This window comes from Labrys sp. LIt4 (genome assembly GCF_017813775.1).
Lineage (GTDB): Bacteria > Pseudomonadota > Alphaproteobacteria > Rhizobiales > Labraceae > Labrys > Labrys okinawensis_A.
The window spans coordinates 280,940-294,607 of sequence record NZ_JAGIPY010000003.1; the positions used below are offsets into that span (position 1 = coordinate 280,940).

Sequence of the window (13,668 nt, forward strand, 5' to 3'; positions counted from 1 at the left end):
AATTTGGAAGCATCGCAACATGACATCATCAGCCATCAAGCAGGCGGCCATCCCCGCCCTGATCGGGTTTGCCTGGACAATCGCCGCGCCGGCCCAGGCCGGCATCGAAGATTATGAGTTCCAGCTGATCCAACCGGAGATCCGGCAGAGCGAGAGCGCCGAAATCGCCGTCCGCCTCGTCGACAAACGTTCCGGCAAGCCTATCCCCGACGCGGTAATCTTCGCGTCTCGCCTCGACATGGCGCCGGATGGCATGGAGACCATGAAGGCGCCGATCGAGCCGCTCGCTTCCAGCCAGGCCGGCATCTATCGCTTCAAGGCCAGACTGGGCATGGAGGGCGGCTGGCGCTTGTCGCTCGCGGCCAAGCTGCAGGGCGAGACCGGCACGCTCCAGGCCAGGCTCATCTTCAGGGCCGTGCCATGAAGCGAGCCGGCACGACCGTCCTCTTCCTCGCCGCGATCCTCGCGGCGGGGGCGGGAGGCTATTGGGTCGGGCGACAGGGTTTCGCCCATCCCATGCTGCGGCAGATCCTGCCCCGGCTCGACGAGGCCTTGCTCCCGGCAAACACCCAGCCGGCGCCTACCGGACCGGTGATCTATTATCGCGCGCCCGATGCATTGCCGGCCTATTCGGCCATCCCAGCCAAAACCGCCGACGGTCGCGATTTCCTCGCCGTCCACGCCAGCGAGGATGTGGGTTTCGACAAGCCCTCGGTCGAGACCGCCACGGCGTCCGCATCATCGCGGCAGATCCTCTATTACCGAAACCCCATGGGCCTGCCGGATACCTCGCCGGTGCCGAAGAAGGATTCCATGGGGATGGATTACATCCCGGTCCATGCAGACGAAGGCGAGGAAGTAGGAACGGTCAAGGTCGCCTTGGGCAAGCTGCAGCAGACCGGCGTTCGCACCGAGACCGCCGCCAGGCGTTCGCTCGTTCGCCCGTTGCGGGCTCCCGGGAGCGTGCAGCTCGATGAACGCCGCATCAGCGTGGTGACGACCCGCGCCGATGGCTTCATCAACCAGGTCGCCACCGTGACGACCGGCGAGCGGATCGTGAAGGGTCAGGCGCTCTTCCAGCTCTATTCGCCTGAGATCGCTGCCGCCAGCGCGCAATTCCTGACAGACCTCGGCAGTGGCGGACGGGGAAGCCTCACCGGCGGCGGGCGCCAGAGACTGGAGAATCTCGGAGTCCCCGCCGAGGCCATCGCCGACCTCGAACGCAGCCGAAAGGTACCGCTGTCGATGACGTGGCGGTCTCCGCGCGACGGCATCGTACTGCAGCGCAGCGCCAGCGAAGGCATGAAGGCGGCAGCCGGCGACATCCTCTTCCGCCTCGCTGACATCTCGACCGTCTGGGTGCTCGCCGACGTGCCCGAATATGAACTCGGCGGCATCCGGCCGGGCGCCTCGGCGACGATCCGCATACGCAGCCTGCCGGGCCGGAGCTTCGAGGGGCGCGTTTCCCTGCTCTACCCCGAAGTGGCCAGGGAGACCCGCACCGTGCGGGCCAGAATCGAATTGGCCAACCCGGACGGCCTGCTGCGGCCGGACATGTACGCCGATGTCGAGATCGCGGCCGGCGATGCCAATGAGGTGGTCGCGGTTCTCGACAGCGCCGTGATCGACACCGGCACTCGCCAGCTCGTCATCCTTGCCAAGGGCGACGGACGCTTCGAGCCCCGCACTGTCGAGACCGGCGACCGGGGCGGCGGCTTTACCGAGATCCGCCACGGGATCACGGAGGGCGACCGGGTGGTGGTATCAGCCAATTTCCTCATCGATGCCGAAAGCAACCTCAAGGCCGCACTGAACGGCATGACCAGCCCGGAGGTAACGCCATGATCGCCCGGCTCATCGCCTGGTCGGCGCGCAACCTCGTGCTGATCTTCGTCGGCACCGCCTTTGCCGTAGCGGCCGGCCTCTACGCGTTGAAGACCCTGCCTCTCGACGCCATCCCCGATCTCTCGGACGTCCAGGTCATCGTCTACACCGACTATGCCGGCCAGGCCCCGCAGGTCGTCGAGGACCAGGTCACCTATCCCCTCACCTCGGCGATGCTGACGGTGCCGAAATCCAAGGTGGTTCGCGGCTTCTCCTTCTTCGGCGTCTCCTTCGTCTATGTGATCTTCGAGGACGGCACGGACCCCTATTGGGCCCGCAGCCGCGTACTCGAATATCTCAACGCCGCCGCCCAGCGCCTGCCGGCCGGTGTTACCCCGACCCTCGGTCCCGACGCCACCGGCGTCGGCTGGGTCTATCAATATGCCGTCGTCGCCAAGGAGATGTCGCTCGCCGAACTGCGCTCGCTGCAGGATTGGAAGCTGCGCTACGCCGCCTCCAAGGCAGAGGGCGTGGCCGAGGTCGCCAGCGTCGGCGGCTTCGTCAAGCAATACAGCATCGTGGTGGATCCGCTGCGGCTGCGAGCCCAGGGCATTTCCTTGTCGACGGTGCGCGATGCGGTCAGGGCCAGCAATCGCGACGTGGGCGCACGCACGCTGGAACTCTCCGAATTCGAATTCATGGTGCGCGGCCGTGGCTATGTTAAATCGCCGGCCGATCTCGAGGAGATCGTACTCAGGACCAGTGCCGGCGTACCTCTTCGTCTCAGGGACGTCGCTCGCGTCGAGATCGGTCCGGACGAGCGCCGCGGCATCACCGAGCTCAATGGCGAAGGCGAGGTGGCGAGCGGCATCGTGCTGCAGCGCGTCGGCGCCAACGCACTCACGGTCATCGACAGTGTCAAGCAGCGGCTGGCCGACATAGCGGCAAGCCTGCCCAAGGGAACCGAGATCGTACCCGTCTATGATCGCTCTCACCTGATCGAGGCGGCGATCGAGACTCTCAAGGGAACGCTGTTCGAGGAGAGCGTGATCGTCGCCCTCGTCTGCATCGTGTTTCTTCTTCATCTGCGTAGCGCCCTCGTGGCCATCCTCATGCTGCCCGTCGGTATCCTCATGGCCTTCGCGGCCATGAAGCTGATCGGCCTCGGCTCCAACATCATGAGCCTCGGCGGCATCGCAATCGCCGTCGGAGCCATGATCGACGCCGCCATCGTGATGATCGAGAATGCCCATAAGCATCTCCAACGCGCCGCACCCGGCCAGTCCCGCATTCAGATCCTGACCAATGCCGCCGGCGAGGTCGGTCCGGCCCTGTTCTTCAGCCTGCTCATCATCACGGTGTCCTTCCTGCCGATCTTCACGCTGGAATCGCAGGAAGGGCGGCTGTTCGGGCCGCTTGCCTTCACCAAGACCTTCGCCATGGCCTCCGCCGCCCTCCTGTCGGTCACCCTGGTACCGGCCCTGATGGTGGTGTTCGTGCGCGGCAGGATCATTTCCGAGCACAAAAACCCGATCAACCGGCTGCTGATCTGGCTCTACCGGCCCGTCATTCACGGCGTCCTGAAAGCCAAGACTCTCACCATCATTCTTGCCTTGGCGGCGCTTGCCGCCACGGTCTGGCCGGCGCGCCAGCTCGGCTCTGAATTCATGCCGACGCTGGACGAGGGCACGCTGATGTATATGCCGACCACCCTGCCGGGTATCTCGATCACCAAGGCCGGTGAATTGCTTCAGATGCAGGACCGCATCATCAAGTCGTTTCCCGAGGTCGCCTCTGTCTATGGCAAAGCGGGACGTGCCTTGACGGCGACCGATCCCGCGCCCACCGAAATGTTCGAAACCATCATCAACCTCAAGCCGAGAGAGCAATGGCGGCCGGGCGTCACCCTCGACAGCCTCAAGACGGAAATGGACAGGGCGCTGCAATTTCCAGGTGTGTCGAATGCCTGGACCATGCCGATCCGCGCCCGCATCGACATGCTGTCCACCGGCATCCGCACGCCCGTCGGGGTTAAGGTCTTCGGCACGGACCTTGCCGAGATGGAGAAGGTCGCCCGCCAGATCGAGAGCATCCTCAAAACCGTGCCGGGCACCTCCAGCGCCTATGCCGAGCGGGTCATCGGCGGTTACTATCTCGACATCGTGCCGGACAGGGATGCGCTCGGCCGCTACGGCCTCACCGTCGGGGATGTCCAGGACGTCATCGCCACAGCACTTGGCGGCGAGACCGTGACCACGACCGTCGAGGGCCGGGAGCGCTATGGCGTGAACATCCGCTACCCGCGCGACCTGCGTTCCAGCCGCCAGGCGATTGCCGCAGACGTGCAGATTCCCCTGCCGGGTGGCGGCACTATACCGCTGGGCGAGGTGGCGAAGATCGAACTGACACGTGGAGCGACCTCCATCCGTACAGAGAACGGCCTACTCGCGACCTACATCTTCGTGGATATCGCAGGGCGCGATCTCGGCGGTTATGTCGCCGAGGCGCAGAAGGCGGTAGCCGCGCAGGTCACGCTACCTCCGGGCACTTCGATCGGCTGGAGCGGCCAGTATGAATATCTCCAGCGGGCAGAGGCCCGCTTGAAGATCGTCGTGCCGGTCACGCTGCTCATCATCTTCCTGCTGCTCTATCTCAACTTCCGCAGCCTGACGGAAACGCTGATCGTCATGCTGTCGCTGCCCTTTGCCCTGATTGGCGGCATCTGGCTGATGTGGTGGCTCGGCTTCAACATGTCCGTTGCTGTCGCCGTTGGCTTCATCGCTCTGGCGGGCGTGGCTGCGGAAACAGGCGTCGTCATGCTGATCTACCTGCAGCAGGCATTGGCCGAAGTGGAGGCGGAGCGATCCAGCAAGGACCTGCCCTTTACCAGGGCGGATCTTCGCGAAGCGATCATGCTGGGTGCCGTGGAACGGGTTCGCCCCAAGATGATGACGGTCATCGCCATCATGGCTGGGCTCATCCCCATCCTGTGGAGCACGGGGGCCGGATCGGAGGTGATGCAGCGCATCGCGGTTCCCATGATCGGCGGCATGGTGTCCTCGACCCTGCTGACCCTCATGGTCATTCCCGCCATCTATGGCATCATTAAGGGTTGGCATTTGCCCTCCGGCCGAAACCCGGAGGTGGATGCATCGAAGGCGGCCCGGACAATCGATGCCCGAGCCGCCTGACGCCTACGCCGACCTCATACAAATGCGCTCAGCGCAAATCCATGCTCGCCTCGAGCTTGTCGAGGCTGCGTAAGAGCACCTCGGCCTCCGGGCCGAGGGCTGCCAGCATCGTGGCTTCGAAAGCCAAGGCCCGCGGCACGATCTCAGTATAGACGCGCCGGCCCAGCGGCGTGAGGCTGAGGATCTCCTCGCGCCTGTCCTCGACATTCTCGCGGCGCCTGAGCCAGCGGCGTTCCTCCAGCGCCCGCACGGCCCGGCTGACCTTGGTCTTGTGCATCGAGGAATGCGCACCGATCGCCTTCGCACCCATCTCCTCAAATTCGCCCAATGTCGCCAGCACCCGCCATTCGGGCACCGTCAGGTCGTAGTCCGGACCGTAAACTGTCCGGAAGTCACGTGATACCACCGCGCCGATGCGGTTGAGGCGATAGGGCAGAAAATTCTCGAGCGTGAGCTTGGCCATCCTTTGATAGTTACATTATCGACAGTTACGATTGCAACTTGATAATGAAGTGGTCGTCTCTGCCCTAACGGCCGCATAACCAACGATCGGGGATCGGGAGGATGAAGATGACTTCGATGGCGTCTCGCCTGAAGGTAATGCTTGCCGCTACATTAGGTTCGACACTGGAATGGTATGATTTCTTCATCTTCGCCGCGAGCACGGTGCTCGTCTTCAACAAGGTGTTCTTTCCCGCGGACGACCCCTTCGTCGGCACTCTGCTCGGCCTCGGCACCTTTGCCGCCGGCTTCCTGGCCCGCCCTTTCGGCGGCATCGTCTTCGGCGTGATCGGTGACCGGCTCGGCCGCAAGAACACACTGATCGTCAGCCTGCTGATGATGGGCGTGGCCACCGTCGCCATCGGCCTCCTGCCGACCTATGAGAGCATCGGCGTCGCAGCTCCCCTCCTGCTTCTGCTCATCCGTATTTTCCAGGGAGTAGCCGTCGGCGGCGAAGCAACCGGCGCCCTGACCATCGTGGCCGAATCCATGCCGGCTCAAAATCGCGGCTTCTGGACCAGCTTTCCGATGGCAAGCGGCCCGGCGGCCAACGTCCTCGCCCTCGGCGTTCTCGGCCTCGTCCAGCTCTGGCTCGGCGAGGAGGCCTTCCTGGCCTGGGGCTGGCGCGTCCCCTTCCTGCTCTCGGTGGTGCTGATCGTTCTCGGCTTCTGGGCCCGCCGGCAGGTGGATGAATCGCCAGCCTTCCTGGAAATCAAGGCGGACACCGAAGTAGCCCATGCGCCGCTGGCCGAAGCCTTCTCGACGCAGAAGGTCTCGATGGCCAAGGTCTTCTTCGTCAAAGCGGCCGAAAACACCCTGCTCTATCTGTTCTCGACCTTCGTGCTGTTGCTTGCGACAACCAGGCTCGGGCTCAGCCGCGCCCAGGCCATCGATGTCGTCCTGATCGCCTCGCTGGCTTCTCTGCCCGTCATTCTCGGTGCAGGCTGGCTCAGCGATCGCATCGGCCGCCGGCCCGTGATGATCGCCGGCTTCATCGGGGCGACCATTGCCGCCTTCGCCCTGTTCACCCTGGCGCAGGGCGCCTCGCCATCGGCCCTTTATCTGCGCGCTGTCCTTGCCTTGTGCACCCATGGTTTCCTGCTCGGCGGCCTTGCGTCCTACGTCACCGAGATGTTTCCGACGCGGGTGCGCTACACCGCTCTTTCCGCATCCTATCAGGCCGCTTCCGTGCTCGGCGGTTCGGTCGCCCCCCTGATCGGCGCGCTCCTGATCGAGCGGACGGGCACGCCCATGTCGGTTGCGGTCTATGCGGCGGCGATGGTGGTGCCGGCCCTGTGCGTGCTCATAGTGACGCCCGAGACACGCGGTAGAAGCGTTGATGACGACGGCCTCGGCCATCCGGTCGCCGCTGCCTTGAGCAAGGAGGATCTGTGATGTCGGCCACAACTTTGATAGTTACAAATGCAACAATTATATCGCATCAGTCGAATTGAGGAGGTGATCATGAATCTCCAGTCTCCCAAAACCGGTTCCGATCGAGATGTCTCGGTCGCCAGCGCCATCCAGGCCGGCTATATGTCTGGCTTTGGCAACGGTTTCGAAACCGAGGCGCTGCCGGGCGCCTTGCCCCTCGGCCGCAATTCTCCGCAACGCTGCGCCTATGGGCTCTACGCCGAGCAACTGAGCGGCTCCCCTTTCACGGCGCCGCGCACCACCAATGAGCGCTCCTGGCTCTACCGCATTCGCCCGACGGTGAGCCATTGGGGCGAGTTCGCCAAGGCCGATATCGGGCTCTGGCGTACGGCACCCGCGCCCGAAATCGATCTGCCGATCGCGCCGCTGCGCTGGGATCCGCTGCCGATCCCGGCGGAGCCGGTTTCCTTCCTCGAGGGCGTGCGCACCCTGACCACGGCCGGCGATGCCGCCACCCACGCCGGCATGGGCGCCCATGTCTATCTGATCACCCGCTCGATGGTGGATGAGTATTTCTATGATGCCGACGGCGAACTGCTTTTCGTGCCGCAGCAGGGTTCGCTGCGCCTATGGACGGAATTCGGCATCATCGACATCGAGCCGGGCGAGATCGCCGTCATTCCGCGCGGCGTGAAGATCCGGGTCGAACTCAAGGACGGTCCCGCCCGCGGCTATCTGTGCGAGAATTATGGCGGGGCCTTCACGCTGCCCGAGCGCGGGCCGATCGGGGCCAATTGCCTGGCCAATCAGCGCGACTTCCTCACCCCGGTCGCCGCCTATGAGGACCGGGAGGTCCCTTCCCGCCTCCATGTCAAATGGGGCGGCATTCTCTGGTCCGCCACGATCAACCAATCGCCGCTCGACGTGGTGGCCTGGCACGGCAATTACGCGCCCTATAAATATGACCTCAGGCGCTATTCGCCGGTCGGGCCGGTGCTCTACGACCATGCCGACCCCTCCATCTTCACCGTGCTGACCTCGCCTTCGGAAACGCCGGGCACGGCCAATATCGATTTCGTGATTTTCCCGGATCGCTGGCTCGTGGCCGAGAACACGTTCCGTCCGCCCTGGTACCATATGAACGTGATGAGCGAGTTCATGGGCCTGGTCTATGGCCAATACGATGCCAAGACCGGCGGCGGCTTCGTGCCGGGCGGGGCCTCGCTACACAACATGATGCTGCCCCATGGGCCCGATCTCGATGCTTTCGAGACGGCAAGCCATATCGAGCTCAAGCCGCACCGGCTGGAACATACCCTGGCCTTCATGTTCGAGAGCCGTTTCCCGCAACGGGTCACCGCCTATGCAGCCAGTTCCGATGCCCTGCAGAAGGATTATGGCGGCTACGGCCACAAGATGACCAAGCATTTCGATCCGAGCAGGCCGTGATGATTGAACTCGACCAGACACACGATCCCAAGCTGACGAGCTGGGTTGCTTCGGCCAACGGCCATGCCGATTTCTCGATCCAGAACTTGCCGCTCGGCATCTTCAGCCCGGGGGGAGCAACACCGCGCGCCGGCGTCGCCATCGGCGACGCCATTCTCGACCTACGCGCCGTTCTCGACGGCGGCCTTCTCAGCGGCTCAGCCGAACGGGCTGCCCAAGCTGCGCGGGGGAACGATCTCAACAATCTGCTGGCGCTGGGCGCAGGGCCCCGCCGCGCCCTGCGCCAGGCGCTATCCAACCTGCTGGCCGAGGCCAGTTCCCTGCGATCGAGGGTGGAGCCGTTGCTGTACAAGGCCTCGGACTGCCTGGTCGATCTGCCGGCCCGGATCGGGGACTACACCGATTTTTATGTCGGCATTCACCACGCCACAACTGTGGGCAAGCTGTTCCGGCCCGACAATCCGCTCCTGCCCAATTACAAATATGTTCCTATCGGTTATCACGGCCGCGCTTCGTCAGTGCGTCCCTCGGGAATTCCACTCATCCGGCCGCTCGGTCAGGCGAAACGGCCCGAGGCGGAGACACCCACTTTCGGCCCCAGCACACGGCTGGATTACGAGCTCGAACTCGGCGTCTGGGTGGGCCCCGGCAACGAACTTGGCGTTCCAATCGGCATCTCCGCCGCAGCCGATCATCTTGCAGGCCTCTGCCTGCTCAACGACTGGTCGGCCCGCGACATCCAGGCCTGGGAATATCAGCCTTTGGGGCCCTTCCTCGCCAAGAACTTCGCCACCACCATATCTCCCTGGATCGTCACCGCCGAAGCACTCGCCCCCTTCCGGATCGCACAGCCGCCGCGCCCGGCAGGCGATCCCACGCCACTGCCTTATCTCACCGACGCCGCCGATCAGGCGGAGGGTGCCTTCCACATCGAACTCGAGGTGCTGCTGACCACCGCCGAGATGCGTGCCCGCGGATTGACGGCCCATCCGCTCGCTCGCTCCAATGCCCTGCACATGTATTGGACGGCGGCGCAGATGATCACCCATCACACGTCCAACGGCTGCAATCTGCGTCCCGGCGACCTCCTCGGCACGGGCACGATCTCGGGTCCGGGCCAGGATGGCTGCGGCAGCCTGCTCGAGGCGAGCCAGGGCGGCAAGAATCCCATCCGCCTCGAAACGGGCGAGGAGCGGCGTTTCCTCGAAGACGGCGACGAGGTGCTCCTCCGGGGCCGCTGCCGGCGCGAAGGTTTCGCCCCCATCGGCTTCGGGGAATGCCGTGCAGTGATCCGTCCGGCGCTGTAGTCTCGTCGTAAGGATATAGGCTGGCGCGGCTTTGGTGGGCCGATCTCCAGACCGGCCTTGTTATGAGCGATATGGTTCGCAAAACGGATACCGATCCCGCTCCATCTTTCGATGGAGCTGAGGAGATAGGCACACCGGGTTTCGCGCGTATCGGCTCCACCCATCGCCACGACAGGAAGGCAGCACGCCCATGAAACTTTACACTTATTGGCGCTCCACCTCCTCTTATCGGGTCCGGATCGCGCTTGCCCTCAAGAACCTCGACGCCGAGCATGTTCCCATTCATCTCGTGCGCAATGGCGGCGAACAGCATGCCGAGGCCTATCGGGCAATCAATCCGCAGGAGCGCGTACCGACACTCGAACTCGACGACGGCGCGGCTCTGACGCAATCGTCCGCCATCCTCGAATATCTCGAGGAGACATATCCTACGCCGCCATTGCTGCCTGCCGACCTTACGCAGCGCGCCAAGGTGCGGGCCGTCGCCGCCATCATCGGCAGCGATATCCAGCCTTTGCACAATCTCAGCCCGCTGACCTATCTGCGCCGGATGCTCGGCCAGGCCGAGCCGGAAGTCAGCGCCTGGATCGCAACCTGGGTCGGCTCAGGTCTGAAAGCCATCGAGGCGCTGATCGGCGATGGCCCCTATTGCTTCGGCGACGCACCGGGCCTGGCCGACGTCTACCTCATCCCGCAGCTCTATGCCGCCCGCCGGTTCGACGTGCCGCTGGATGACTATCCCCGCATCCGCCGCGTCGAGGCCGAGGCCGAAGGGCATCCGGCCTTCGTCAAGGCGCATCCGGCGAACCAGCCCGACGCCGAATGAGAGTGTAGCTGTCCTCAATTGCTCATGAGGAAAGAAATGACTTTTTCTCTATAACTCTTTGTTTAAACGAAATTTCCCTCTCTCGGCGTCGACGCTTGCAGCTCGTGCGTTCACAGCTTCACCCCCTCCGTAATCAGCCCGCGCGTGATGCTGCCGGTGGTCGGCAGCAGTGGGATGAGGCAGGCCTGAAGGGCATGGTAGATGTCGACCTTGCCGTAGAACGGGCCGGTGTTGGGCTGGAGGTCGTCGCCAAGCTGGGGGAACCAGCCGCCATGCACCTTGTCGATAAAGCGCGCAGCGCTGAAGTTCCAGATATTGCGATACCATTCCTCGTAGAAACCGTCTCCATCGGTGGCGTTGAGGAAGGCCGCCGCGCCGATGCCCTCGCAGCAGGGCCACCAATAGCGATCGCGAATGCGCGGCGCACCGGTCCAGTCGAGCGTATAGAAGAAGCCACCCTTCTCATGGTCCCAGCCGTCCTTGACGGCCTGACGGAACAGGTTCCCGGCGGCGTCGGGCAGCCAGGTGAGCTTGCGCCCGCCCAGTTCCCAGAGCTGCAGCAGCAACCGCGCCCATTCGAGCCAATGACCCGGCGTGGTGCCATAGGGGCGGAAGACCGGGCTGCCGGAATAGTCCTTGTCGAGTTGCCAATCCTGGCTGAAATGCTCGGGCAGATGCCAGCCGTTCCCGGCGGCATGGCGCCGCACGATCAGATCGGCGATGCGCTCGGCCCTGTCGAGATAGGCATTGTCGCCGGTCGCCTCGAAGGCGGCCATCAGGGCCTCCGTCAGATGCATGTTGGAGTTCTGGCCGCGATAGGTGTCGAAGGGTTGCCAGTCGCGGGTGAATTCCTCGGCCGTGGCGCCCGGCCCCTCCTCCCAGAAATGCTCGTCCAGCACGGTGGAGATATCGGTGAGGAGACGGTCGGCATCGGGATGGCCGGCGACCTTGGCGCTCGAGGCCGCCAGCAGCACGAAGGCATGGCCATAGGCCTGCTTGGTGTCGTCGGTCGGGCCCTCATAGCCGACACCCCAGAAATAGCCGCCCTTGCCCTTGTCGCGATGGCCGTTCCAGATGAAGTCCATGCCGTGATCGATCACCACGTCGGCACCGGGGCGCCCCATCAGCTGGGCGATGGCGAAGCAATGCACCATGCGGGTGGTCGAATGGATCTGCCGTGTCGGCGGGCTGCCGGCCGGCTGTCCTGGTGCGAACGGCTTGCAGGCCATGTCGAGGTCGTAGAAGCCGCCGAGAGGGTTGAGGCTGTTCCGCTCGAACACGGAAAACAGGGCTTCGGCCTGCTGCAGCAGCCAGGCCCGATGGGTCGACAACGTCACCCATTTTGGCGTGGCGGAAGCGGAAGCGGCGGACGTCATCGGAAGTCTCCTCGATACGGCACGGATTGGGGCGTCGTTCCCCTGCTTAGAACAGCTCGGGCGCCTGCGCCACAGATTGGTATGAGGAAATGGCGGCTGAGAACGTCGACCGAGCACGGGAATGCCCGTTGCTGCTGGCTGGGGTTGAATGAGATGAGGCGGTTTGAGATGAAGCCCTTCGAGCACCGGGAGGACAGGATGGAGCGAACCATGCGCCTTGCGACACAGGCGGATCTTCCTGCGGTCGAGCGCATCATCGAGGCAGCCTACTCTCCCTATATCGCCCGCATCGGCCGTAAACCCGGACCAATGCTCGATGATCATGCGGCATCCATCCGCGACCGGCATGTGCACCTCATCGAACTCGTGGGGGAGATACAGGGCATTCTCGTTCTAATTCCCGAGGGTGACGCCCTGCTGCTGGACAATATCGCCATTGCTCCTGCAGCCCAGGGACAGGGTCTTGGGTCGCAGCCTGCTGCAAGCTGCCGAGAGCATGGCCCGCAATGCCAGCTATCGCCTCATCCGGCTCTACACCAACGAGGCAATGACGGAAAACATCGCGCTCTACACGCGCCGCGGATATATCGAAACCCATCGCGCCGAGGAAAATGGCCTGCGCAGGGTCTATATGGAGAAAGACCTGAGCTGATGCAGCCGGATATCCCTCACGCCGCGCCAACGCTTTCCAGTCTGGCCGCGAGAACGGCGATTTCCAACGGCGTGAAAACCTCGAGACCTTCCGCCCGCAGGAGCGCCGCCGTCACGCCAGCGCCGGCATGTTTACGCCCGGCAAACGCTCCATCATAGATGAAGGCACTCCCGCAGGACGGACTTCCGTCGATCAGGAGCGCGAAACGGCAGCCCTCCGCCCGCGCCAAGGCCAGGGCACTCCTTGCTCCGGCAAGATAGAGAGCAGTCACATCCGCACCGGTGAGATCGATCACGCGTGCCGTGCCTGCCAGCACGTCGCTGCCGGACAAGCCCCTATCGATCTCGGCGGGAGGCCGGGGCACGCTGAATCCTCCGGCGAGTTCGGGGCAGACGACCACGAGACGCCCTTCGTCGCGCCAGCGTGCGAGGTTCGGATGATCCAGCGTCTTCGCGGCTCCGTCATAGCGTACCGGCCGCCCAACGAGGCAAGCACTCACAAGAATCTTGGCCGTCATTGCCCTCTACTCCTGCCCATCTGCCCCGTGATAGGACCAAGCCCTTGCTGCCGCAACCGCCAGCTCCGGATTGAGGCTCGCCGGCTGTCGACGCTCCTCCACTCGGCAACCGAACGACATTACGGTACTCCCCTGGTATCAGTCCGGTCACATTCCGGTTCTATGCTCGGGAAGCTCGTATTGGGATTCGAGCATGCGGGCCCGACCAATAGCGCGAATTTTCTTAGAATTAGCATATATCGGGCAGTCTCAGGTCAGACAATTTTCGACCATCCAAGCAGTTAATCGATTTATCTCGGCGAAAGAGCCATTCAGGCCGTTTTTTGTATTGATGCCTGTAGCCAGCTTTGTTAGGAGGCGGCGCAAGCTTGCGATGATGTTATGGGGTTGCAAACGCCTTATTTGCCTGGAGATGCTTAACGTTAGCATCCAAGCGCAGATTTCGATTGCAAAAACGTAACGTCATATAGGTAAATACCAGCCGGAGGAGGAAGACGAGCGCTCCCTTCTCCGGCTTTTCTTTGCCTGACGGTCCAGGCTCCGCCCGCCCCTCCCGAGCGTCGGCCGGCAGGATGTCTTTTCGCCTCCGCCACGACGATGTCCGCAAAACGCGTTGGACCGCCTTTCGAGGGCGCCCTCGGCCGAGAGGCG

General features: G+C 63.6%; 11 protein-coding genes. 8 read left to right on the forward strand and 3 right to left on the reverse strand.

Annotation, left to right across the window (positions count from 1 at the left end; genetic code table 11):
- Nucleotides 1–19: 19 nt before the first annotated feature.
- Genes J8I29_RS07180 through J8I29_RS07190 form a run of 3 tightly spaced genes read left to right on the forward strand, consistent with a single transcriptional unit; the run spans nt 20 to nt 5,015 of the window.
- On the forward strand, nt 20–424 hold the full coding sequence (locus J8I29_RS07180) for a FixH family protein (protein WP_105865117.1): 405 nt from the start codon (nt 20–22) through the stop codon (nt 422–424).
- The gene (locus tag J8I29_RS07185) at nt 421–1,845 is read left to right on the forward strand and encodes an efflux RND transporter periplasmic adaptor subunit (RefSeq protein ID WP_209431115.1); all 1,425 of its coding nucleotides are present in this window, start codon (nt 421–423) and stop codon (nt 1,843–1,845) included. Before J8I29_RS07180 ends, J8I29_RS07185 begins: the two co-directional genes overlap by 4 nt.
- Entirely contained in the window at nt 1,842–5,015 is a 3,174-nt protein-coding gene (locus tag J8I29_RS07190) for a CusA/CzcA family heavy metal efflux RND transporter (protein ID WP_209431116.1), read from the forward strand. Before J8I29_RS07185 ends, J8I29_RS07190 begins: the two co-directional genes overlap by 4 nt.
- A 28-nt stretch (nt 5,016–5,043) precedes the next feature.
- Here the strand turns inward: J8I29_RS07190 and J8I29_RS07195 are convergent, their stop codons facing one another.
- Nucleotides 5,044–5,478 (reverse strand): MarR family winged helix-turn-helix transcriptional regulator, encoded by a 435-nt coding sequence (locus J8I29_RS07195; protein ID WP_105865120.1) that lies wholly within the window; start codon nt 5,476–5,478, stop codon nt 5,044–5,046.
- Nucleotides 5,479–5,579: 101 nt separating this feature from the next.
- Here J8I29_RS07195 and J8I29_RS07200 point away from each other — a divergent pair, with 101 nt between their 5' ends.
- From J8I29_RS07200 to maiA, 4 genes are all read left to right on the forward strand, one after another.
- On the forward strand, nt 5,580–6,911 hold the full coding sequence (locus tag J8I29_RS07200; RefSeq protein WP_209431117.1) for an MFS transporter: 1,332 nt from the start codon (nt 5,580–5,582) through the stop codon (nt 6,909–6,911).
- Nucleotides 6,912–6,980: 69 nt separating this feature from the next.
- Nucleotides 6,981–8,339, forward strand: a complete 1,359-nt coding sequence (gene hmgA / locus J8I29_RS07205; RefSeq protein WP_209431118.1) for a homogentisate 1,2-dioxygenase — start codon at nt 6,981–6,983, stop codon at nt 8,337–8,339.
- Complete coding sequence (gene fahA, locus J8I29_RS07210) at nt 8,339–9,646, forward strand: fumarylacetoacetase (protein WP_209431119.1); 1,308 nt, start codon at nt 8,339–8,341, stop codon at nt 9,644–9,646. The genes hmgA and fahA overlap by 1 nt, the downstream gene beginning before the upstream one ends.
- A gap of 190 nt (nt 9,647–9,836) precedes the next feature.
- On the forward strand, nt 9,837–10,472 hold the full coding sequence (gene maiA / locus J8I29_RS07215; protein ID WP_209431120.1) for a maleylacetoacetate isomerase: 636 nt from the start codon (nt 9,837–9,839) through the stop codon (nt 10,470–10,472).
- A gap of 110 nt (nt 10,473–10,582) precedes the next feature.
- On the opposite strand, the gene J8I29_RS07220 is transcribed toward maiA, so the two are convergent.
- A complete protein-coding gene (locus tag J8I29_RS07220; RefSeq protein WP_209431121.1) occupies nt 10,583–11,848 on the reverse strand; it encodes an AGE family epimerase/isomerase in 1,266 nt (421 codons plus the stop codon).
- A 463-nt stretch (nt 11,849–12,311) separates the two neighbouring features.
- On the opposite strand from J8I29_RS07220, the gene J8I29_RS29965 reads away from it, so the two are divergent.
- Nucleotides 12,312–12,500 carry a GNAT family N-acetyltransferase gene (locus tag J8I29_RS29965; RefSeq protein ID WP_245196761.1) on the forward strand — a complete coding sequence of 63 codons (189 nt, stop codon included), beginning with the start codon at nt 12,312–12,314 and terminating at the stop codon, nt 12,498–12,500.
- Between the two features lie 16 nt (nt 12,501–12,516).
- Here J8I29_RS29965 and J8I29_RS07230 read toward each other — a convergent pair whose 3' ends face one another.
- Complete coding sequence (locus tag J8I29_RS07230; RefSeq protein ID WP_209431122.1) at nt 12,517–13,017, reverse strand: DUF523 domain-containing protein; 501 nt, start codon at nt 13,015–13,017, stop codon at nt 12,517–12,519.
- Nucleotides 13,018–13,668: the final 651 nt, after the last annotated feature.

Excerpts from the sequence above, each read along its gene's own strand:
- J8I29_RS07230 (WP_209431122.1), bottom strand. The coding sequence starts at position 13,017 with ATGACGGCCAAGATTCTTGTGAGTGCTTGCCTCGTTGGGCGGCCGGTA.
- fahA (WP_209431119.1), top strand. The coding sequence starts at position 8,339 with ATGATTGAACTCGACCAGACACACGATCCCAAGCTGACGAGCTGGGTT.
- J8I29_RS07200 (WP_209431117.1), top strand. The coding sequence starts at position 5,580 with ATGAAGATGACTTCGATGGCGTCTCGCCTGAAGGTAATGCTTGCCGCT.
- hmgA (WP_209431118.1), top strand. The coding sequence starts at position 6,981 with ATGAATCTCCAGTCTCCCAAAACCGGTTCCGATCGAGATGTCTCGGTC.
- J8I29_RS07190 (WP_209431116.1), top strand. The coding sequence starts at position 1,842 with ATGATCGCCCGGCTCATCGCCTGGTCGGCGCGCAACCTCGTGCTGATC.
- J8I29_RS07220 (WP_209431121.1), bottom strand. The coding sequence starts at position 11,848 with ATGACGTCCGCCGCTTCCGCTTCCGCCACGCCAAAATGGGTGACGTTG.
- maiA (WP_209431120.1), top strand. The coding sequence starts at position 9,837 with ATGAAACTTTACACTTATTGGCGCTCCACCTCCTCTTATCGGGTCCGG.
- J8I29_RS07180 (WP_105865117.1), top strand. The coding sequence starts at position 20 with ATGACATCATCAGCCATCAAGCAGGCGGCCATCCCCGCCCTGATCGGG.
- J8I29_RS07195 (WP_105865120.1), bottom strand. The coding sequence starts at position 5,478 with ATGGCCAAGCTCACGCTCGAGAATTTTCTGCCCTATCGCCTCAACCGC.
- J8I29_RS07185 (WP_209431115.1), top strand. The coding sequence starts at position 421 with ATGAAGCGAGCCGGCACGACCGTCCTCTTCCTCGCCGCGATCCTCGCG.